Genomic DNA, 18,878 nt, shown 5'->3' with positions numbered 1-18,878 from the left:
GTGACAGTCGGATTCATCATGATGTGCCACACCGCGCTCGACCGGGCCGCGCAGGTCGCGCGGTTCTGGTCGGAGGGCGGATCGCCCGTGGTGATCCATGTCGATGCCCGTGTGACCGCGCATGACTATAACGGCTTCAAGAAGATGCTCGCCGATCTGGAGAATGTCTCCTTCTCGCGGCGCTACAAATGCGACTGGGGCACGTGGTCGCTGGTCGCCGCCAGCCAAGCTGCGGCCGAGCAGATGCTGGCGCTGCATGACGACGTGCGCCACGTCTATCTGGCGTCGGGCTCCTGCCTGCCGCTGCGCCCGCTGCATGAGCTGACCGACTATCTCGACGCGCGGCCCTATACCGATTTCATCGAAAGCGTGACCACAACGGAAGTCGGCTGGACCGTGGGCGGGATCGACATCGAACGCTTTACGCTGCGCTTCCCGTTTTCGTGGAAAAAGCAGCGGCGCATGTTCGACCGCTATGTCGAATTTCAGCGCCGAGTGGGCTTCAAACGGCGCATCCCCGACGGGCTGGTGCCGCATCTGGGCAGCCAATGGTGGTGCCTGACGCGGCAGACCCTGTCAGCCATTCTGGAAGACCCCGATCGCGCGCTCTATGACCGCTATTTCAAGCGCGTCTGGATCCCGGATGAGAGCTATTTCCAGACCCTCGCAAGGCTCTATTCCACCTCGATCGAGAGCCGGTCGCTGACGCTGACCAAGTTCGATTTTCAGGGCAAGCCGCATATCTTCTACGACGATCACCTGCAGCTTCTGCGGCGGTCGGACTGTTTCGTGGCGCGGAAAATCTGGCCCAAGGCGGATAAGCTCTACCGGACCTTCCTCGACAAAAGCCCCGGGCGCTCCGTCATGGCGGAGCCGAACCCGGCCAAGATCGACCGGCTGTTTTCCAAGTCGATCGAGCGGCGGACGCGCGGGCGGCCGGGCCTCTACATGCAGAGCCGTTTTCCCAAGAAGGACCACGAGAACGGCAAGACCTCGGCGCCCTATTCGATCTTCCACGGCTTCTCGGATCTCTTCAAGAATTTCGACGGCTGGCTCGCGAAATACGTGGGCGCGCGGGTGCATGGCCATCTCTACGCGCCCGAGCGCGCCGAATTCGCGGGCAATGAGCGGATGTTCAACGGCTGCCTGACCGACGACGCGGCGCTGCGCGACTACAACCCGCGTGCTTTTCTCACGAACCTGATCTGGAACTCGCGCGGCGAACGTCAGTGCTACATGTTCTCGCCGCGCGACAATCAGGCGAATAACTGGTTCACCGCGACCGACCCGAATGCGCAAATCTCGGTCATTACCGGCGCCTGGGCGCTGCCTCTGTCGCGCAAGAACGAGAATTTCGCGACGATCCGGCGCGAGGCCGCGATGCTGCAAAAACGCGAGTTGGAGCATCTGGAGATTCTGCGCTCGATGTATGTGAAGGCGCGCGTGCGAATCTGGACCGTCGCGGATTTCATCGAGAACCCGATGGAGCCCCTGCAGACCATCATCGACGAGATCAGCCCCCGCGCGACTCGCCGCCTGACCGAAGCGCCGCAGATGGTCGATCTGTCGGGGTTCAACCAATTCCTGCAAAATCTCAAGAACCAGGGGATGCAGCCGCTCGTGATGGGGGATTTCCCGCTCGAGCAAAGCGGGCAGCGCGATGCCGCCACCCGCCGCGGTCGCCCCTATCTGGTGAAATAACCTATGCCCAAGTTTGACAGTTTCGTCGTCTTTGCCGAGATGCGCACCGGCTCCAATCTGCTGGAAGCTGCGCTGAACGATCTGGACGGCGTGACCTGCCATGGCGAGGCGTTCAACCCGGCGCTGATCGGCTATCCGAACCGCAAGGAACTGGTGGGCGTCACCAAGGCGCAGCGCGATGACGACCCGCTGACGCTATGGGGCGCGATCAAATCGCGGGACGGGCTGAACGGCTGCCGCTATTTCCACGATCACGACCCCCGGATGCTGGCCGTCTTCGTGAACGATCCGAAATGCGCGAAGATCGTGCTGACCCGCAATCCGATCGAGAGCTATGTCAGCCTGATGATCGCGCGCGCCACCGGCCAGTGGAAGCTGGGCGATGCGAAGCACCGCAAGGCCACGAAGGCGCGCTTCGATGCCGAGGAGTTCGAGGCGCATCTGGAAGGGCTGCAGGATTTTCAGGTGACTTTGCTGAACGCGCTGCAACGCTCGGGGCAGACGGCCTTCTATATCGATTACGAGGATGCCCAGTCGGTCGAGGTGCTCAACGGTCTCGCGAATTGGCTGGGCGTCGCGGGGCGGCTCGACAAGCTGCCCGAGACCCTGAAAGTGCAGAACCCCGAGCCGCTCGAGGCGAAGGTCGCGAATTTCCCAGGGATGGAGGCGTCGCTGGCGCGGCTCGACCGGTTCAACCTGTCGAAGACCCCGAATTTCGAGCCCCGGCGCGGTCCCGGCGTGCCCGGTTTCATCGCTAGCGAGGCGGGGCTGCTTTATATGCCGCTCCGGCCGGCGATGGATGCGCCCATCCGCGACTGGCTGGCGGCGACAGGCGAACTGGTCGAAGGGTTCAGCCAGAAGACCCTGCGCCAGTGGAAACGTCGCCATCCCGACCATCGCAGCTTCACTGTGCTGCGTCACCCGCTGATGCGCGCGCATCTCGCGTTCAACGCGGTGCTCAACTGGGACAATATGGACGAGACCCGCGCCGTCCTGCGTCAGAGCTACAAGCTGCCGATCCCGAAGGAAGGCGAGAGCATCGCGCAAGGCGACTATGCCGAGGCGCTGATCGCTTTCCTCGGCTGGCTCAAATCCAATCTCGCGAACCAGACGAGCCTGCCGGTGAACACGCTCTGGGCCACGCAATCCGCGGCGCTTCAGGGGATCGGCCAGTTTGCCCTGCCCGACCTTCTGGTGCGCGAGGAGCGGATGGCCGAGGATTTCGCCTATATCGCCAGCATGGCCAGGGTGGACGCCCCTGCCTTCGCGCCGGGCGAGACAGACACCGCGCCGATCAAGCTCACCGATATCTGGACGCCCGACCTCGAGGCAGCCGCGCGCGAGACCTATACGCGCGACATGATGCAGTTCGGCTTCGGCAACTGGCGCGACTGAGCCTGCGCCACGAAAAAAGCGCGCCGGGCGGACCGACGCGCTTTTTCGATTTTCATTCGAGACCGGTTCAGGCCGCCTGACGGCTCTGCGCCTCCGTCAGCACTGCGTGCAGCGTCGACGGATCGGTATTCGCCCGCAGCTTCTCGCAGGTTTCCGGATCGCGCATCGTGCGCGACACGAGGGCCAGCGCCTTGAGATGCTCGACCCCGGAATCCTTCGGCGCGAAGAGCGCGAAGACCAGATCGACCGGCAGCCGGTCGACCGCGTCGAAATCGAGCGGCTTTTCCAGACGCAGGAAGACACCCACGACTTCGCTCAGCCCGTCGAGCCGCGCATGCGGAAGCGCAACGCCATGACCGACACCGGTCGGCCCGAGGCTTTCACGCTCCTGCAGCGCATCGACAGTCTCCGCGGCGTCGATCTTGTAGCACGCCGCCGCGATGTCACCGAGATCCTGAAACAGGCGTTTCTTGCTCGTGACATTCGACAGCACTTTGACCGCGCCAGGCACGAGAAGTTTAGATAGGTCCATGAACTCGTCTACTCCGCGCCCGTTCCGGGCCGCTCATTTGCTGTTGCGCGGGTCGATCCAGCCGACATTGCCGTCTTCACGCCGATGAACGACGTTGACCCCGCCATGTTTCTCGTTGCGGAAGACGAGTAACGACGCATCAGACAGCTCCATCTGCATGACCGCTTCACCGACCGAGAGAGTGGGAACCTTGGTTTCCATCTCGGCTACGATCATCGGAGCACCTTCGTGCGTCTCGCCGGTATCGTCATCCTCTTCCGAGGCGAGCACATATAGACCTGCGGCTTCGAATTCAACTGGTTCAGCACGGTCGCGGTGATGATCTTTCAATCTGCGCTTGTGACGCCGCAGCTGCTTGTCCATCTTTTCGCGCGCCGCATCGAAGGCGGCATAGATTTCCGTGGCATGGCCCTTGGCCGAGGCGGTGAGCCCGGTGGACAGGTGCACCGTCGCCTCGCAGATAAACTCATGCGCATCGCGCGAGAAGGTGATCTGCGCATCGGTGGGACGCTGCATGTATTTCTCGGCGACCTCGCCCAGCTCCGACTTCACATGAGATTGCAGGGCCTCTCCGACATCGATTTGTTTGCCGGTGATTTGGTAACGCATGGATTTCCTCCTTCACGCATTGGGCCAGTGACCCCAGCCTCCTCGGCAGGGGTTTCGGGCCGGTTAATCTCTTGGAAAGTCGCGTTGAGTCTGAATTCGCCCGGGCCCTCTTTCGGGGACCTTCCGCGCGCCGGACCCCTCTCGGGGGCCGCAAGCGCGCCCGGGGAGTGGGGGCGAACATTACGCATCTCTTATGTATTTGGGGATGGATCGTGGGGGGTGTCAACGGGTCTCCCTCGCTGCAGTGCAAAACTGCCGGTAGGCGGAGGCGCCCGGCAGGGATCCGCGGATCACGATCAGAGGATGCGGAAGTGCTGGCCGAGATAGACGCGGCGCACGTTTTCGTCCTGCACAACCTCTTCCGCGGTGCCCGACATCAGCACCGTGCCGTCATGCAGAATATAGGCCCGATCCACGATCTCGAGCGTTTCGCGCACATTGTGATCGGTGATCAAAACCCCGATACCCCGATCTTTCAGCTGTGCGACGAGCGCGCGAATCTCCGACACGGCGATCGGATCGACGCCCGCGAAGGGTTCGTCCAGCAACAGATATTTCGGATCGGCAGCCAGACAGCGCGCGATTTCGCAGCGTCTACGCTCGCCCCCGGACAGCGCCAGCGCGGGCGCCTGGCGCAGATGGCCGATCGAGAAATCGCCCAGAAGTTCTTCCAGACGCTCGCGGCGGGTATGGGGATCGGATTCCGCCACCTCCAGCACCGCCATGATGTTGTCTTCGACCGAAAGCCCGCGGAAAATCGAGGCTTCCTGCGGCAGATAGCCGATCCCGAGCCGCGCGCGGCGATACATCGGCAGGCCCGTCACATCGCGCCCGTCGATCAGAACCTCGCCCGCATCGGGGCGGATCAGGCCCGCGATATTGTAAAAACAGGTGGTTTTCCCCGAACCGTTCGGCCCCAGAAGCGCCACGACCTCGCCGCGCGACAGGTCGAGCGAGACGTCGCGAATCACAGGGCGGCGCTTGTAGCTCTTGCGCAGACCCCGGACCTGCAAGCCGCCCTGGCCCGCGACCGGGGCCAGCCCGGTGTCGCTTTTGACGGCATCCTCGGTCATCACTTGCTCCCGGCGGGCTTCAGAAGCGTGCGCACACGCCCGTCCATCGTGCCGGCGCCGGTGCTCAGATCGACGTTGAGCTTGTTGCCCGACATCACGTTGTCGCCTTGGGTCAGCAGCACGTTGCCGGTCATCACGACAGTGCCCGCTTTCACATCGTAGACGGCTTCCTCGGCCTCTGCCGCCTCGGTGGGCGAAACCAGCGTGACGCCGCCCGTCGCATGCAGCCGGGTGATCTCGGAGCGTTTGTCGCTGGCGTAGAACACCTCAAGCTCGGCGGCTTTCATGTGCATATCGCCCTGCGTGACCTCCACGTTGCCGGAGAACACCGCCTGGCCGCTTTCCTGATTGACGTTGAGCGAGTCGGCCGTGACTTCGACCGGGGCGGTCTTGTCGGCGCGCAGCCCGCCGAAATCGACGCTTTGCGCCATTACGAGAACCGGGAACGAAACCGCCATCGCACAGGCGGTGAAAAAACGCGCTCGAAACATCCACACCCTCATTGTTGCGGCTGATATACCAGCTTCACACCCTGTTTGAAAACAAGATCGTGACTGCTGCCATCCGCCGTCGGGACCATCTGCATATAGCCCGCATCGAGCGTTCCGAAAGGGGACGTCCCATGGATCGGGCCTGGCGAGGTCAGGATACTGCTATCGGTCTGCAACTCGACCTTATCGGAGTTCACCCGGTAGCCATCGGAGGTCTGCATCGCGACCTTGCCGGTCAGGTCGATCCGGTTCGAATTGGGCTGGAATAGACCCTCATTCGCGCTCAGATCGGTCACATGGCCATCGGGCGCGGTCAGTTTTGCCGCGACCTGATCGGCACTCGCACCCTGATCCTGCGAGGGCTGGGTGCGCGCCATTGCTGCGGTCACCGAGAGCGTCGCGCCGGTATCGGTCACGCCGGAATATTCGGGCCGGGTGACCGCATTTTCGCGCGCGAGTTTCTCGACATCGACCTTGGCATAGGGAATCGCGGCGCTCGGATCGATCCGGCGCGAGACGAGAAAGATCGTCGACAAAAGCGCCAGCGCGAGCAGCGGCAGGACGATCTTCGCCCAGGTCACCAGTCGCGTGTGGCTGTTGTCGTACATCATCAGACGATCCCGGCCCTCAGGCAGTCATGAATCTGCAGGAAGCCCACGGGTTTCTCGTCTTCGACCACGAAAAGCGCGGTGATCTTGCGCTCGTTCATCTGCGCCACGGCGGCCTCGGCCAGTTGTCCGGGCGCGATGGTGCGCGGATTGGCGGTCATCACCTCCGAGACCTTATGCTCCAGCAACCCCTGCATGTGGCGCCGCAAATCGCCGTCGGTGACGATCCCGGTCAGACGCCCGGCCTCATCGGTGACACCGACCACGCCAAAGCCCTTCTGGCTCATCATCAAGAGCGCATCGGGCATCGGCGTGTCTTCCGCCACCAGCGGCATATCGCGATGCATCAGGTCAGAGACCTTGGACAGACGCGCGCCCAGCTTTCCGCCCGGATGGAAGGTGCGGAAATGCTCGGCGGTGAATTCGCGATGCTCCATCAGGGCGACGGCCAACGCATCGCCCAGCGCGAGCGTCATCGTCGTCGAGGTGGTGGGCACGACGCCCGTCCCGCAGGCTTCCTCCGCCTTGGGCAGCACCAGCGCCAGATCGGCCTGCCGCAGCAGGGTCGAGTCCGGGCGGCTCGCGACACCGATCAGCGGGATCTGAAAGCGCCGCGTATGGGCGATCATATCGGCCAGCTCCGGCGTCTCCCCGGAATTCGACAGCACCAGCGCCAGATCGTGCCGGGTGACCATGCCCAGATCGCCGTGGCTCGCCTCCGCCGGATGCACGAAATGCGCAGGCGTCCCGGTGGAGGCCAGCGTCGCCGCGATCTTGCGCCCGATATGGCCCGATTTCCCCATGCCGGAGACGATCACGCGCCCCTCGGTCTTGAGGATCATCGCCACCGCGCGCGAGAACTCGCCATCGAGGCTCGCCGCCAATGCTTCCAGCCCGGCGACCTCGATGCCGATCACGCGACGGGCGATGTCGGAATAATCAGTGGTGGAAGATGTCATTGGGTTCATCCCAGCCCAGCAGATCGAGCTTCGCACGCGTCGGCAGGAAATCGAAACAGGCCTGCGCCAGCCCGAGCCGGTTCTCGCGCTCCAGCCGTGCCACGAGTTCGGCCTTGATCTGGTGCAGGTAGAGCACGTCCGAGGCCGCATATTCCATCTGCGCGTCGGTCAGCTCCGCCGCGCCCCAGTCCGAGCTTTGCTGCTGCTTGGAGATGTCGACGCCGACAAGCTCCTGCACCAGCACTTTCAGCCCATGGCGATCGGTAAAGGTCCGCACCATCTTCGAGGCGATCTTGGTGCAGAAGACCGGCTTCGTCTCCACCCCGAAGGCGTTGTAGAGCGCGGCCACGTCGAACCGCGCGAAGTGGAACAGCTTCTCCACCGACGGATCGGCCAGCATGCGGCACAGGTTCGGCGCTTCGGTCTGACCTTGGGCGATCTTCACCAGATGCGCGTCGCCGTCGCCCGCCGAAAGCTGCACGAGGCAGAGCCGGTCGCGGCGCGGGTCGAGGCCCATCGTTTCGGAGTCGATGGCCACGACGGGACCGAGATCGAGCCCGTCGGGAAGGTCGTTTTGATGCAGGTGGATTGCCACGGCGTGTCCTTCTTTAACGTCTTGCCGGGCATATAAGCCTTTTGCCGCGTTCTTGCCAACGCGAGATGGCAAAACCCGGCTTAGGTGTCGCGTGTGCTCAGCAGTTCAGCTCTCGCGCGCGGGCGTGGCGCCGCTGGGTTCGTCGTCATCTCTCAGCGGCTTCCAGGTAATCACCCGATAGGCGTAGAGCAGGACGAGCACCACGATCACGCCGGTCGAGACCGGGTTCACCCAGCTTGCGACTTCGCTGTACTGCTTGCCAAGCAGGTAGCCCGCGACGGTCAGCAGCGCGGTCCAGAGCGCGCTGCCCAGCGTCGTGTAGGCAAGGAACGGGACGAAAGGCATCCGCGCCATGCCCGCCGGCACCGAGATCAGCGTGCGGACGCCGGGCAGCATCCGCCCGAAGAACACGCCGACCCAGCCGTGCTTGTCGAACCATTTCTTGGTCCGGGTGATGTCGCGCGGGGTGATGCCGATCCAGCGGCCATGGCGGCTCGACAGGTGGCACAGGCGCTTGATCCCGATCTTGAGGCCGATCCAGTACCAAAGGAGCGCGCCCAGCACCGAACCGATGGTGCCCGCGACGATCAGCCCGATCAGCGAGAATTTCCCCTGCGCCGCCATATAGCCTGCGAGTGGCATGATCAGCTCGGACGGGATCGGAGGAAACACGTTCTCCAACAGCATCAGCCCCGCGATACCGAAATAGCCGAAGGACGCGATGACGCCGGTGATCCAGTTGAACATGTTTTCTCCTTTGGCGACTGAGGCCGGAACGGCGTGCCATGGTCGGTTGAATTAGCTGAAGTTCCCGCGGTGCTTCATTCGGCGGCCTCCTGCGGAGAGCCCGCCTGCTGATCCTGCCGGCGTTGTTCTTGCCGCTGTCGGAGCAGTTTCAGCTCTGCGCCCCGTGCTCGACGCTCGCCGTCCTCGCTGGTCAGGAAGGCACGCGCCTCCTGCTCCAGCATTTCCTCCAGCCGCGACGCCAATTCCCGACGCTTGCGGAAACTGCGCAGCTGAACCGTCGAAGAGGTCTGCGGCAGGAAGCGCTGATGCTCCCCTGCGTGATAGACGTCGAAACATAGCCGTCCCGCGGTCAGGATATTGTCGCGGCTGCTTTCCGCGAGAACGGTGAAAACCACCGACTCCACCTCTTTTGCGTCGTCGGGCAAGCTCGAGAAGTCCAGCGCGACGTCCACAAGATCGGAGATGCGGCCGAGATCGCGATAATCCGCGGTTTTCAGCGGGCCCTTGATCGACTCGTTGGGGCCGGAATCCGCGAACGGGGCGAAGCCGCCGGAATCGCTGGCGATCGAGTGATAGGTTTTTCCGTCGATCACGAGATCGGCCAGAAGCGCTTTCACGAAGATCGGCTCGGCGCCCATATTGCCGAGCATCAGATGCCCGCGTTCATGGCCGCCCGCGACCCGGGTAAGCAGCAGTTTCGAGCGGCGCTCACGCCGAAAGTTATGCAACAGAAGCTGCAAATAGATCAGCCAGACGAACGCGGTGACGATCTGCACCGCGATACTCACCACTTGATTATGATCGACCAGCCACTCCATCTTGATCCTTCTGCACCTGTCATACGTAACGTTCTATCGGCAACGCAGCAGAAGGGACTCCGGGTCCGAAAACCCGGAGAAAAGAGGGGTGCGGGCCCGTTTTCGCGTCGTCAGTCGGCCAGAACGAGCAGGTCGCGGCTCGCCACGCTGACCTCGGCCTCGGTGCCGACCTTGGGCGGCGGATTGCCGGGGCGGTTGAACGTGTCGAGCGCGATAAGCTGCCCTTCCACCTCCATTCGCACCCGCAGGATCGAGCCGAGGAAATGCGTCTCGACGATCCGCCCCGTGAACACCGTGTCATTGCCCTCGCGGCGACCCAGCGCCAGAACTTCGGGCCGCGCGGCCAGCGTGACCGGAGTGCCTTGGCCCGCGGTGACGGGTTCGGACAGGATCACTTCGGTATTGCCGACGCGCAGAGCGCCGCGCGCCGGATCGGCCACTTCGGCCTCGAGCGCGTTCAGCGTGCCCACGAATTGCGCGACGAAGCGGGTCTTCGGCTGGTTGTAGATCTCGAAAGGCGCGCCGATCTGCTCGGCCACACCGCCATTCATCACCACCACCCGATCCGAGATCGACAGGGCCTCTTCCTGATCGTGGGTCACGAAGATCGTGGTGATGCCGAGGCGGCGCTGAATGTCGCGGATTTCTTCGCGCAGACTCACGCGGATCTTCGCATCAAGCGCGGAAAGCGGCTCATCGAGCAGCAGTACGCGCGGCTGGATCGCGAGCGCGCGGGCCAGCGCCACGCGCTGCTGTTGCCCGCCCGACAGCTGGAACGGGTAGCGATTGCCCAGATCGGGCAGGCCGATCAGCTCCAGCATCTCGGTCACACGGGCCTTGATCTCGGCGCGCGGACGTTTCGCCACGCGCAGCCCGAAGCCCACGTTCTGCGCGACCGTCAGGTTGGGAAACAGCGCGTAGGCCTGGAACACCATGCCGATATTGCGCTGGTTCGCCCCCAGATGCGTGACGTCCTGCCCACCGATGCGAATCGCGCCACCCGAAGGGCTCTCGAAGCCCGCCACCATCCGCAGCACGGTCGTCTTGCCGCAGCCCGACGGGCCGAGCAGCGAGATAAATTCACCCTCTTCGATGGAGAGGTTGAAATCCTTCACAACGCGGTTCGCGCCGAAGGATTTTTCCAGATGTTCGATCTCGAGAGAGGCCATGGGTTACCGCTTTGCGTTCGTATGTTTGGAAAACCGGGTGACGAGTTGGATCAGCCCCATGCAGATCCAGGTGATCGAGAAGGCGATCACCGCAAGCGCGGCAGGCTCGTAAGCCTTGTTCGCGCCGGTCAGCTGCATGTAGGGGCCGAATGCCGGCCGGTTGAGGAGCGAGGCGAGGACGAACTCGCCGATGACGATGGCGAAGGTGATGAAGGCGCCCGAGAGCACCGCGACCAGCACGTTCGGCAGGATGACGCGGGCGAGGATCGTGCTCCACCCGGCGCCGAGGCTCTGCGCGGCTTCGGTCAGCGTCCCGACATCGATGGTGCGCAGTCCGGTATCGACCGCACGATACATGTAAGGCAGCGAGAGCGTGGCATAGCCCAGCATCAGCAGGAGGTTGGTGCCCGTCGTCGTGCCGGTCAGCGGCAGGATCGACGAGGTGTTATACAGCCGGATATAGCCGAAGACGATCACGATCGGCGGGATCACCAGCGGCAGAAGCGTGATGAACTCCACCACCGGGCGCCAATGCGGCAACTTCAGACGCACCCAATAGGCGGTCGGCACCACGATCAGCGCGCCCACGAGGATCGTGAAGATCGCCATCACGACGGAGTAGCTGAAGGTCTCGCGGAATTGCGGATCGGCCAGCACCGAGCGGTAAGCGTCGAGCGAATAGACCCCGCGCCGCGCCCGCAGCGAGAATTCAAGCGTGCCAAGCAGCGGCAGCGCGAAATAGAGCGCCCCGAACGCCAGCGCGAGCCAGGACCAGAGTTTCTTGGATTTCATCGCATCCACCTTTCGGAGCGTACGCGCAGCCAGACATAGGCGAGGTTGGCGAGGCCGGTGATGACAATCATCCCGAAGGCCAGCGCGTAGCCCAGATGCGGATCCTGCAGCACGTCGCCGCGGATTTGCGCGTAAAGCATGATCGGCACGATCGACATCGACGAGCCGGTGAGCGCATAGGCCGTCGCCACCGCGCCGAAGCTATTGGCGAATAGCAGCGCCAGCGTGCCGAGCAGCGAGGGCCAGAGGATCGGCAGCGCGACAATGCGCCAGTACTGGAAGCCGGTCGCGCCGAGGATGCTCGCCGCCTCTTTCCATTCGCGCTTCAGACCGTCCAGCGCCGGGGTGATGATCAGCACCATCAGCGGAATCTGGAAGAACAGATAGGTGATCGTCAGACCGAAGAAGCTGAGCAGGTTGAAGCCATGCGTGTAGATGTTGAAGCCGAACCACGACTTCAGCAGCACGGTCACGAGACCCAGACGTCCCAGCGTCGCGAGGAAGGCGAAGGCCAGCGGCACGCCCGCGAAGTTCGACGCCACGCCCGAGAAGGTCATCACCGGACCGCGCAGCCAGTTCGGCAGGCCGCCCAGCGTCACGGCGGCGGCCAGCGCGAAGCCGATCAGGCAGCCTACAAGCGCGGTGGCGAGGCTGATCTTGATCGAGATCCAGTAGCTCGCGAGGATCGTCGGTTGAAACAGGTTCACGAGGTTCGACAGCGTGAAGCCCCCGTCGCTCGTCCTAAACGCGCCCACCACGATATACATCGTCGGCGCGATCAGGAACAAAAGCGCGAAGAGCGTGAAGGGAACCATCCCCACCCAAGTCAGCGGCAGCTTGCGGCTTTGCATCGGGCCTCGCTTTGCAGAATTTTCAATAAAGTCGCCCCGCGCGATCAGGCGCGGGGCGTGTGCTTATGCGGGTTCGGTTACTGGACGTTCGCGCCGACGACGCTATCCCAGCCGCCGGTCACGACTTCCTTGTTCGCAGCCTGCGCGTCGAGCGACGGGAAAACAGCCTTGGCATAGCCCTCGGCGGGCGGCATCGCGTCGAGCATCTTCTGCGGAACCTTGCCGTTGGCCGACAGATCGTTGAAGCGGATCGGGTGGCAATAGCCTTCCAGCCAGCCGAGCTGACCTTCGTCCGAATAGAGGTATTCCATCCAGAGTTTGGCTGCGTTCGGGTGCGGCGCGTAGGCCGAGATCGCCTGAACGTAGACACCGGCGACGACGCCCGATTTCGGCACGACGACGTCGACCGGCGGGTTGCCGTTCAGCGTGTCGCGACCGGCCAGAGCGTTATAGTCCCACTCGACGACGATCGGGGTCGCGCCCTGTGCGAGCGTCCCGGTCTTGCCGATGACGGGCACGAAGTTGCCGTTCTTGTTCATCTCGGCGAAGTATTTCAGGCCGGCTTCACCCGAGGCTTTGCCCGGCTCGCCGCCTGCTGCGACGCCCGCGGCCAGAACGCCGAGGATCGCCTGGTTCGAGGCGCGCGGATCGCCCGCGAGAGCCACCGAGTTCGCGTATTCCGGCTTGAGCAGGTCCGACCAGTCCTGCGGCACGTTGTCGACGATGTCCTTGTTCACCGCGAACGACAGCACGCCGTAATAGTCGCCATACCAGTAGCCTTCAGCATCCTTGGCGCTGTCCGGGATCGTGTCCCAGGTCGAGACCTTGTAGGGCTGGATCAGACCCTCGTCCTTGGCCGCCGGGCCGAAGGAAAGGCCCACGTCGATCACGTCGGGCGCCTGCGGACCCTTGTTGTCCTTGTTGGCGCGGATCGCTTCGAGTTCGTCGGCCGAGCCCGCATCGGGGTTCAGTTCGTTCACGGTGATCCCGGGATACTTCTTCTTGAAGCCGTCGATCACGCCCGCGTAGTTGCACCACGAATGCGGCAGCGCGATCGTGGTCAGGCTGCCTTCTTCTTTCGCGGCGGCGTAGAGGTCATCCATGCTGTCGGCGAAGCTGACGCCGGTGCTGGCAGCAAGGGCCATGGCGCTGGCCGCTGCAAGATAACGGAACTTGAAGGTCATTTTCAGGTCTCTCCCCGTTGATGGAGGGCGGTGCCGCCTCATGCGGTCCTGTCTCCCCCGAGCTATTGTCTTTCGACGGTTGTGCCGTCCGGTTGGCTCCGGCATCGGCGACCCTTTATGCGGGCGTTGTAACAGATTTTTGGCAGTACAGATGTTGAAGCAAAATTCCTCATCAACACTAGTTACAGACGCGTGAGCCGCGCCAACGAGCGAGGGCGCAGCCCCCGCTCGCGCCGATGTCAAAGGCACGCCTCATAAAGCGCGCGGGTATTCTCGGCCGTCATCTCGACCGGGTTGCCGCCACAGGACGGATCTTCCAGCGCCATCTCGACCAGCATGTCGAGATCTTCGCGCTTCACGCCCATCTCGGTCAGGTTCGCCGGGATGGACAATTCGGTGCGCAGGCTCTCGATCCGGGCCTTGAAGCCCTCGAAGCCGCCCGCGATGCCCAGATACGCCGCCGCGCGGTTGATCCGCTCCTCGATGGTGGCGCGGTTGAAGTCGAGCACCATCGGCATCACGCAGGCATTGGTCGTGCCGTGATGGGTGCCGTAGACCGCGCCGACCGGGTGGCTGAGCGAGTGGATCGCGCCGAGGCCCTTCTGGAACGCCACCGCCCCCATCGCCGCTGCCGACATCATGTTGGCGCGCGCCTCCAGATCGTCCGGCGTCGTATAGGCGCGCGGCAGGTTCTCGAACACCAGCCGCATCCCTTCGAGCGCGATCCCCTGGCTCATCGGGTGGTAATGCGGGCTACAGAACGCCTCGAGGCAATGCGCCAGCGCATCCATCCCAGTGCCCGCCGTGATGAAGGGCGGCATGCCGACCGTCAGCTCCGGATCGCAGATCGTGATCGCGGGCATCAGTTTGGGATGGAAGATGATCTTCTTCTTGTGGGTCTCGGAATTGGTCAAAACGCCTGCGCGCCCGACCTCCGAGCCGGTCCCGGCCGTCGTCGGCACCGCGATGATCGGCGCGATCACATCGCCATTGGCACGCGTCCACCAGTCGCCGATATCCTCCAGATCCCAGACGCTCAGCGAAGCGTCCTGCCCGGCCATCAGCGCGATCATTTTGCCCAGATCGAGCGCGGAGCCGCCGCCGAAGCAGATCACTCCGTCATGACCGCCCGCCTTATAGACCTCGATCCCGGCGGCCATGTTGCCCTCGTTCGGGTTCGGGTCGACCTCGGAGAACACAGCGCGGCCAAGGCCCGCGCCGTCCAGCACGTCGAGCGCCCCGGCGGTGATCGGCAGCGCCGCCAGCGCCTTGTCGGTCACCAGAAGCGGCTTCGCGATACCCACGGATTTGCAGTGATCGGCCAGTTCCGAAATCCGGCCGGGGCCGAATTTGATCGTGGTCGGATAGGACCAGTTTGCGGTGGGGGCAGTCATTTCGTCACCTTCTTGAGATGGTAGGATTTCGGACGCGTCAGCGCGTGATAGCCCAGCACCGAAAGCGAGCCGCCACGGCCCGTTTCCTTGCAGCCGGTCCAGCACAGCGCCGGGTCGAGATAGTCGCAGCGATTCATGAAGACAGTGCCGGTCTGCAGCCGCTTGCCCATCGCCTCGGCGCGGGCGGGATCGGCGGTCCAGATCGAGCAGGTCAGCCCGTAGTCGCAATCGTTCATCGCGGCGATGGCTTCCTCGTCATCCTTCACCGGCATGATGCCGACGACAGGACCGAAGCTTTCTTCGCGCATCACGCGCATCTCGTGGTTCACATCGACGAGGATCTGCGGCGCGAGATAGGCGCCACCGTCGTCCGCCGGGAACCGCTCGGGGTCGAGCAGCGGCTTGGCGCCATCGGTGATCGCATCCTCGATCTGGCCGCGCACCACTTCGGCGAAGCGCTTATTGGCCATCGGGCCGAGCGTCGTTTCCGGCTCGAACGGATTGCCGAGGGTCAGCTTGCTCGCCCAGGCTGCGGCCTTTTCGACGAAGGCGTCGTAGAGGCTCGCATGGACGTAGATCCGCTCGATCCCGCAGCAGCACTGGCCCGCGTTGAACAGCGCGCCGTCCATCAGCCCGTCGACCGCCGCGTCCAGATCGGCATCCGCCGCGACATAGCCCGGATCCTTGCCGCCCAGCTCGAGGCCCAGCCCGGTGAAGGTGCCCGCCAGCGCGCGCTCCACCGCGCGACCGCCACCGACCGAGCCGGTGAAGTTGACGAAATCGAACGCCTTCGCGCCCATCAGCTCTTCCGAGGTCTCATGCGTGAGGTAGACGTTCTGGAACACGTCCTGCGGCACGCCCGCCGCGTGGAAGGCTTCGGCGATACGTTCGCCCACCAGCATCGTCTGCGTGGCGTGCTTCAGCATCACCGTGTTGCCCGCGATCAGGGCCGGGACCAGCGAGTTGATCACCGTCATATAGGGGTAGTTCCACGGCGCGATGATGAAGACGACGCCGACAGGCTCGCGCGCGATCTGGCGCAGGAAGCTGTCGCTCTGCTCGACCACCATCGGGGCGAGCGCCTCTTCAGCGATCGAGGCCATGTAGCCCGCGCGCTCGTTCATGCCGCCGAATTCACCGCCATAGCGGGTCGGCCGGCCCATCTGCCACGCAAGCTCCTCGACCACGAGATCCTTCATCTCGTTGAGCTTGGTGATGCCCGCCTCGACGAGCGCGATACGCTCCGACAGCGGACGTTCGGCCCATGCGGGCTGCGCGGCGCGAAGGCTCGCGGCCAGCGCCTGCGCGTCGGAGGCGCTCAGCGCCTCGCGTTCGGCATAGACCTGCCCGTCGACGGGCGAGATACATTTCAGGGTCTTGGTCATCATGTCTCCTTGCGGGGTGTAGGGCCCCGCGGGTCTGTCAAAACTCAGGCGCGTTCGAAACCGCGCATCCGCTCCCAGTCGGTCACAACTCGGTTCTGCTCTTCGATTTCCCAGCGGGCGGCGCGCACGTAATGGGCCATCACGTCCTCACCGAAGGCGGATTTGAGCATGTCCGAACCTTCCAGAGCGCCCAACGCCTCGGTCAGCGATTTCGGCACCTCGGTCACTTCGCCCGCCTTGTAGATGTCGCCTGCGGCTTCCGGCCCCGGGTCCATCTCGCCCTCGATCCCGGCCAGCCCCGCCGCGAGAAGCGACGCGCAGGCCAGATAGGGGTTCAGGTCCGCCCCGCCGATGCGGCATTCGACGCGGATGGATTTCGTGCCCTCGCCGCAGATGCGGAAGCCCGCCGTGCGGTTGTCCAGAGACCAGACCGCTTTCGTCGGCGCGAAAAGCCCCTCGCAGAAGCGCTTGTAGCTGTTGGTGTAGGGCGCGAGGAAATAGGTGATCTCGCGCGCATGGGTCAGCTGCCCGGCGAGGAACTGATGCATCAGCTCGGACATGCCATTCGGCGCGTCCTTGTCGAAGAAGGCAGGCTTTCCGCCCTTCCAGAGCGACTGGTGCACGTGGCTCGACGAGCCCGCCTTGTCGGTGTGGTATTTCGCCATGAAGGTCGCCGAGAGCCCGTGGGACTGGGCGACTTCCTTGGCGCATTGCTTGACGAGCACATGCATGTCAGCGGTCTGAAGCCCGCCCGCATATTTCACGTTCAGCTCTTCCTGACCGCATTCGGCCTCGCCCTTGGAGCATTCGACCGGCACGCCCGCCGCATAGAGCGCGTTGCGCATCGCCCGCATCGCCGGTTCGGCGCGCGAATTGCCCATCAGCGAATAGTCGACATTGTAGCGCGCGACCGGGGTCGGATCGGGATAGCCCGCATCAAAGAGCTGCGGATAGCTTTCCTCGAACAGGAAGAATTCCAGCTCGGTCGCCATCATCACGTCATAGCCCATGTCCTTGGCGCGTTTGAGCTGCGATTTCAGCATCTGGCGCGGCGCATGGGGGATCGGCTCGTGGCTATGATGATCGAGCAGATCGCAGATCACCAGCGCCGTGCCCGGAACCCACGGGATCAGCCGCAACGTCTCCATGTCGGGTTTCATCACGTAATCGCCGTAGCCGCGCTCCCAGCTGGACGCGTCATAGCCCGGCACGGTGACCATCTCCATGTCGGTCGCCAGCAGGTAGTTGCAGCAATGGGTCTCTTCCCATGCGCTGTCGATGAAATGCGCCGCGTGGAACCGCTTGCCCTGAAGCCGTCCCTGCATATCCACAAGGGCTGCGATGACCGTATCGACCTCGCCTGCATTGACCGATTTCTTGAGCGCGTCGAACGATAATTTACGCGACATGAGTTCCTCCGGGATCAAGATCACCGCGCGAGATTGCCGCGCGGTGCGGGGCCCCACAAGAGGGCAAATGTTGCGTCGTAGGGGCAGCGTTTCCGCCGCCCCCGCTTTGCTTAGCCGCAGCGATAGGGCGGGCCTGCCTTCGCCATCGTCGCGTTGTATTTCTTGAAGATGTCGACGACCTTGGCCTTCAACTCGCTCTCGGCCGCGATCTCGTCCCAGAACTTGTGGGCGGCGTCTTCGACCTTCTGCCATTCGGCGTCCGGAATGGTCGTCAGCTCCATATCGGTGCCTTCGACGCGCAGCTTCGCCTCGCCCGACCAGTACCAGTACTGGCGGTGGTAATGCGATTGATCGAAGCAGGTCTTCATCAGCGTCTTCAGACGATCCGGCACTTCATTCCAACGATCCATGTTGGCGAAGAAGTGGCCGATCCAGGCGCCCGAGATGTTGTTGGTCAGGAAGTAGGGCGCGTTCTTGCCCCAGCCCGAGGTGTAATCCTCGGTGATGCCCGACCATGCGACGCCGTCCAGCTCGCCGGTCTGCAGCGCGACTTCCACGTCTTCCCACGGGATCGTCACCGGCACGACGCCGAACTGCGCAAGGAAGCGCCCGGCGGTCGGGAAGGTGAAGACCCGCTTGCCGTTGAGATCGTCGAGCGACTTCACCGGCTCTTTCATGGCGAAGTTGCACGGGTCCCACGAGCCCGCCGAGATGTGCTTCACGCCAACGGCCGAATACTGCTCGTCCCAGATCTCGTTGAGGCCCCATTCGTTGAACAGCGTCGGCACATCGAGCGAGTAGCGCAGGCCGAAGGGGAAATAGCCGCCGAAGACGGTGACTTCGGTGGGCGAGGCCATCGAGTCATCGTCGGATTGCACGGCGTCGATCGTGCCCGACTGCATCGCGCGGAACAGCTCGGAGGTCGGTACCAGCTGGTCGGCGTAGTAAAGTTCGATCTCCATCTCGCCATCGGCGATTTCGTTGAAGGTCTTGATGCAATTGTCCACGACCTGTTCGGCCAGCGCGGGGCCGGCATAGGTCTGCATACGCCACTTGATCGGTGTGGTCTGCGCGACGGCCGGGGCCGCAAGGCCCGCCGCAGCCGCACCCACCGCACCGGTGGTGAGGAACTGTCTTCTTGTCGTCATCACTCTCTCCTTGTTGGT

19 protein-coding genes are annotated in these 18,878 nt (G+C 63.6%); 2 read left to right on the top strand and 17 right to left on the bottom strand.

The features are described from left to right. The gene (locus F8R15_RS11055; RefSeq protein ID WP_368731038.1) at positions 1-1,701 is read left to right on the top strand and encodes a beta-1,6-N-acetylglucosaminyltransferase; all 1,701 of its coding nucleotides are present in this window, start codon (positions 1-3) and stop codon (positions 1,699-1,701) included. Positions 1,702-1,704: 3 nt separating this feature from the next. Further along, positions 1,705-3,096 (top strand): nodulation protein NodH, encoded by a 1,392-nt coding sequence (locus F8R15_RS11050; protein ID WP_152844604.1) that lies wholly within the window; start codon positions 1,705-1,707, stop codon positions 3,094-3,096. Positions 3,097-3,163: 67 nt separating this feature from the next. Here F8R15_RS11050 and F8R15_RS11045 read toward each other — a convergent pair whose 3' ends face one another. From F8R15_RS11045 to F8R15_RS10965, 17 genes are all read right to left on the bottom strand, one after another. Continuing rightward, a complete protein-coding gene (locus tag F8R15_RS11045) occupies positions 3,164-3,628 on the bottom strand; it encodes a PTS sugar transporter subunit IIA (protein ID WP_078522192.1) in 465 nt (154 codons plus the stop codon). A gap of 33 nt (positions 3,629-3,661) precedes the next feature. Further along, positions 3,662-4,237: a ribosome-associated translation inhibitor RaiA gene (gene raiA / locus F8R15_RS11040; protein WP_078522191.1), complete on the bottom strand. Its 576-nt coding sequence runs from the start codon at positions 4,235-4,237 to the stop codon at positions 3,662-3,664. Positions 4,238-4,533: 296 nt separating this feature from the next. Continuing rightward, positions 4,534-5,310, bottom strand: a complete 777-nt coding sequence (gene lptB, locus F8R15_RS11035) for an LPS export ABC transporter ATP-binding protein (protein ID WP_152844603.1) — start codon at positions 5,308-5,310, stop codon at positions 4,534-4,536. Continuing rightward, a complete protein-coding gene (gene lptA / locus F8R15_RS11030) occupies positions 5,310-5,801 on the bottom strand; it encodes a lipopolysaccharide transport periplasmic protein LptA (protein WP_078570664.1) in 492 nt (163 codons plus the stop codon). The genes lptB and lptA overlap by 1 nt, the downstream gene beginning before the upstream one ends. A gap of 8 nt (positions 5,802-5,809) precedes the next feature. Further along, entirely contained in the window at positions 5,810-6,412 is a 603-nt protein-coding gene (gene lptC / locus F8R15_RS11025; RefSeq protein ID WP_143594779.1) for an LPS export ABC transporter periplasmic protein LptC, read from the bottom strand. Continuing rightward, entirely contained in the window at positions 6,412-7,368 is a 957-nt protein-coding gene (locus tag F8R15_RS11020; protein ID WP_098409572.1) for an SIS domain-containing protein, read from the bottom strand. The genes lptC and F8R15_RS11020 overlap by 1 nt, the downstream gene beginning before the upstream one ends. Next, the gene (locus tag F8R15_RS11015; protein WP_078522186.1) at positions 7,349-7,963 is read right to left on the bottom strand and encodes a ribonuclease D; all 615 of its coding nucleotides are present in this window, start codon (positions 7,961-7,963) and stop codon (positions 7,349-7,351) included. The genes F8R15_RS11020 and F8R15_RS11015 overlap by 20 nt, the downstream gene beginning before the upstream one ends. 105 nt (positions 7,964-8,068) lie before the next feature. Further along, entirely contained in the window at positions 8,069-8,710 is a 642-nt protein-coding gene (locus F8R15_RS11010) for a DedA family protein (RefSeq protein WP_078550970.1), read from the bottom strand. Positions 8,711-8,784: 74 nt separating this feature from the next. Then, the gene (locus F8R15_RS11005; protein ID WP_152844601.1) at positions 8,785-9,528 is read right to left on the bottom strand and encodes a hypothetical protein; all 744 of its coding nucleotides are present in this window, start codon (positions 9,526-9,528) and stop codon (positions 8,785-8,787) included. A gap of 110 nt (positions 9,529-9,638) precedes the next feature. Then, a complete protein-coding gene (locus tag F8R15_RS11000) occupies positions 9,639-10,697 on the bottom strand; it encodes an ABC transporter ATP-binding protein (protein ID WP_078522183.1) in 1,059 nt (352 codons plus the stop codon). A 3-nt stretch (positions 10,698-10,700) separates the two neighbouring features. Further along, positions 10,701-11,489: an ABC transporter permease gene (locus F8R15_RS10995; RefSeq protein ID WP_078541553.1), complete on the bottom strand. Its 789-nt coding sequence runs from the start codon at positions 11,487-11,489 to the stop codon at positions 10,701-10,703. After that, complete coding sequence (locus F8R15_RS10990) at positions 11,486-12,340, bottom strand: ABC transporter permease subunit (protein ID WP_078522181.1); 855 nt, start codon at positions 12,338-12,340, stop codon at positions 11,486-11,488. The genes F8R15_RS10995 and F8R15_RS10990 overlap by 4 nt, the downstream gene beginning before the upstream one ends. Before the next feature lie 77 nt (positions 12,341-12,417). Then, a complete protein-coding gene (locus F8R15_RS10985; RefSeq protein WP_078541552.1) occupies positions 12,418-13,524 on the bottom strand; it encodes an ABC transporter substrate-binding protein in 1,107 nt (368 codons plus the stop codon). A 239-nt stretch (positions 13,525-13,763) separates the two neighbouring features. Then, a complete protein-coding gene (locus tag F8R15_RS10980) occupies positions 13,764-14,918 on the bottom strand; it encodes an iron-containing alcohol dehydrogenase (RefSeq protein ID WP_152844600.1) in 1,155 nt (384 codons plus the stop codon). Next, the gene (locus tag F8R15_RS10975; protein ID WP_152844599.1) at positions 14,915-16,303 is read right to left on the bottom strand and encodes an aldehyde dehydrogenase family protein; all 1,389 of its coding nucleotides are present in this window, start codon (positions 16,301-16,303) and stop codon (positions 14,915-14,917) included. Before F8R15_RS10975 ends, F8R15_RS10980 begins: the two co-directional genes overlap by 4 nt. A 44-nt stretch (positions 16,304-16,347) precedes the next feature. Then, positions 16,348-17,712, bottom strand: a complete 1,365-nt coding sequence (locus F8R15_RS10970; RefSeq protein WP_152844598.1) for a glutamine synthetase family protein — start codon at positions 17,710-17,712, stop codon at positions 16,348-16,350. 110 nt (positions 17,713-17,822) lie between these two features. After that, entirely contained in the window at positions 17,823-18,860 is a 1,038-nt protein-coding gene (locus tag F8R15_RS10965) for a TRAP transporter substrate-binding protein (RefSeq protein WP_078522177.1), read from the bottom strand. Between the last annotated feature and the right edge of the window lie 18 nt (positions 18,861-18,878).

Origin of the sequence: Thioclava sp. JE_KL1, assembly GCF_009296265.1 — a bacterium.
In the GTDB taxonomy this organism is placed as follows: domain Bacteria; phylum Pseudomonadota; class Alphaproteobacteria; order Rhodobacterales; family Rhodobacteraceae; genus Thioclava.
Note: the sequence above shows the minus strand (reverse complement) of the source record. Positions and strands in the feature narration are given on the sequence as shown.

Bases quoted from the DNA above. Each gene is read 5' to 3' on its own strand.
- lptC (WP_143594779.1), bottom strand. From the start codon at position 6,412: ATGATGTACGACAACAGCCACACGCGACTGGTGACCTGGGCGAAGATC.
- F8R15_RS11020 (WP_098409572.1), bottom strand. From the start codon at position 7,368: ATGACATCTTCCACCACTGATTATTCCGACATCGCCCGTCGCGTGATC.
- F8R15_RS10985 (WP_078541552.1), bottom strand. From the start codon at position 13,524: ATGACCTTCAAGTTCCGTTATCTTGCAGCGGCCAGCGCCATGGCCCTT.
- F8R15_RS10975 (WP_152844599.1), bottom strand. From the start codon at position 16,303: ATGACCAAGACCCTGAAATGTATCTCGCCCGTCGACGGGCAGGTCTAT.
- F8R15_RS11045 (WP_078522192.1), bottom strand. From the start codon at position 3,628: ATGGACCTATCTAAACTTCTCGTGCCTGGCGCGGTCAAAGTGCTGTCG.
- lptB (WP_152844603.1), bottom strand. From the start codon at position 5,310: ATGACCGAGGATGCCGTCAAAAGCGACACCGGGCTGGCCCCGGTCGCG.
- F8R15_RS10970 (WP_152844598.1), bottom strand. From the start codon at position 17,712: ATGTCGCGTAAATTATCGTTCGACGCGCTCAAGAAATCGGTCAATGCA.
- F8R15_RS11050 (WP_152844604.1), top strand. From the start codon at position 1,705: ATGCCCAAGTTTGACAGTTTCGTCGTCTTTGCCGAGATGCGCACCGGC.
- lptA (WP_078570664.1), bottom strand. From the start codon at position 5,801: ATGTTTCGAGCGCGTTTTTTCACCGCCTGTGCGATGGCGGTTTCGTTC.
- raiA (WP_078522191.1), bottom strand. From the start codon at position 4,237: ATGCGTTACCAAATCACCGGCAAACAAATCGATGTCGGAGAGGCCCTG.
- F8R15_RS11010 (WP_078550970.1), bottom strand. From the start codon at position 8,710: ATGTTCAACTGGATCACCGGCGTCATCGCGTCCTTCGGCTATTTCGGT.
- F8R15_RS10990 (WP_078522181.1), bottom strand. From the start codon at position 12,340: ATGCAAAGCCGCAAGCTGCCGCTGACTTGGGTGGGGATGGTTCCCTTC.
- F8R15_RS11000 (WP_078522183.1), bottom strand. From the start codon at position 10,697: ATGGCCTCTCTCGAGATCGAACATCTGGAAAAATCCTTCGGCGCGAAC.
- F8R15_RS10980 (WP_152844600.1), bottom strand. From the start codon at position 14,918: ATGACTGCCCCCACCGCAAACTGGTCCTATCCGACCACGATCAAATTC.
- F8R15_RS10995 (WP_078541553.1), bottom strand. From the start codon at position 11,489: ATGAAATCCAAGAAACTCTGGTCCTGGCTCGCGCTGGCGTTCGGGGCG.
- F8R15_RS11005 (WP_152844601.1), bottom strand. From the start codon at position 9,528: ATGGAGTGGCTGGTCGATCATAATCAAGTGGTGAGTATCGCGGTGCAG.
- F8R15_RS10965 (WP_078522177.1), bottom strand. From the start codon at position 18,860: ATGACGACAAGAAGACAGTTCCTCACCACCGGTGCGGTGGGTGCGGCT.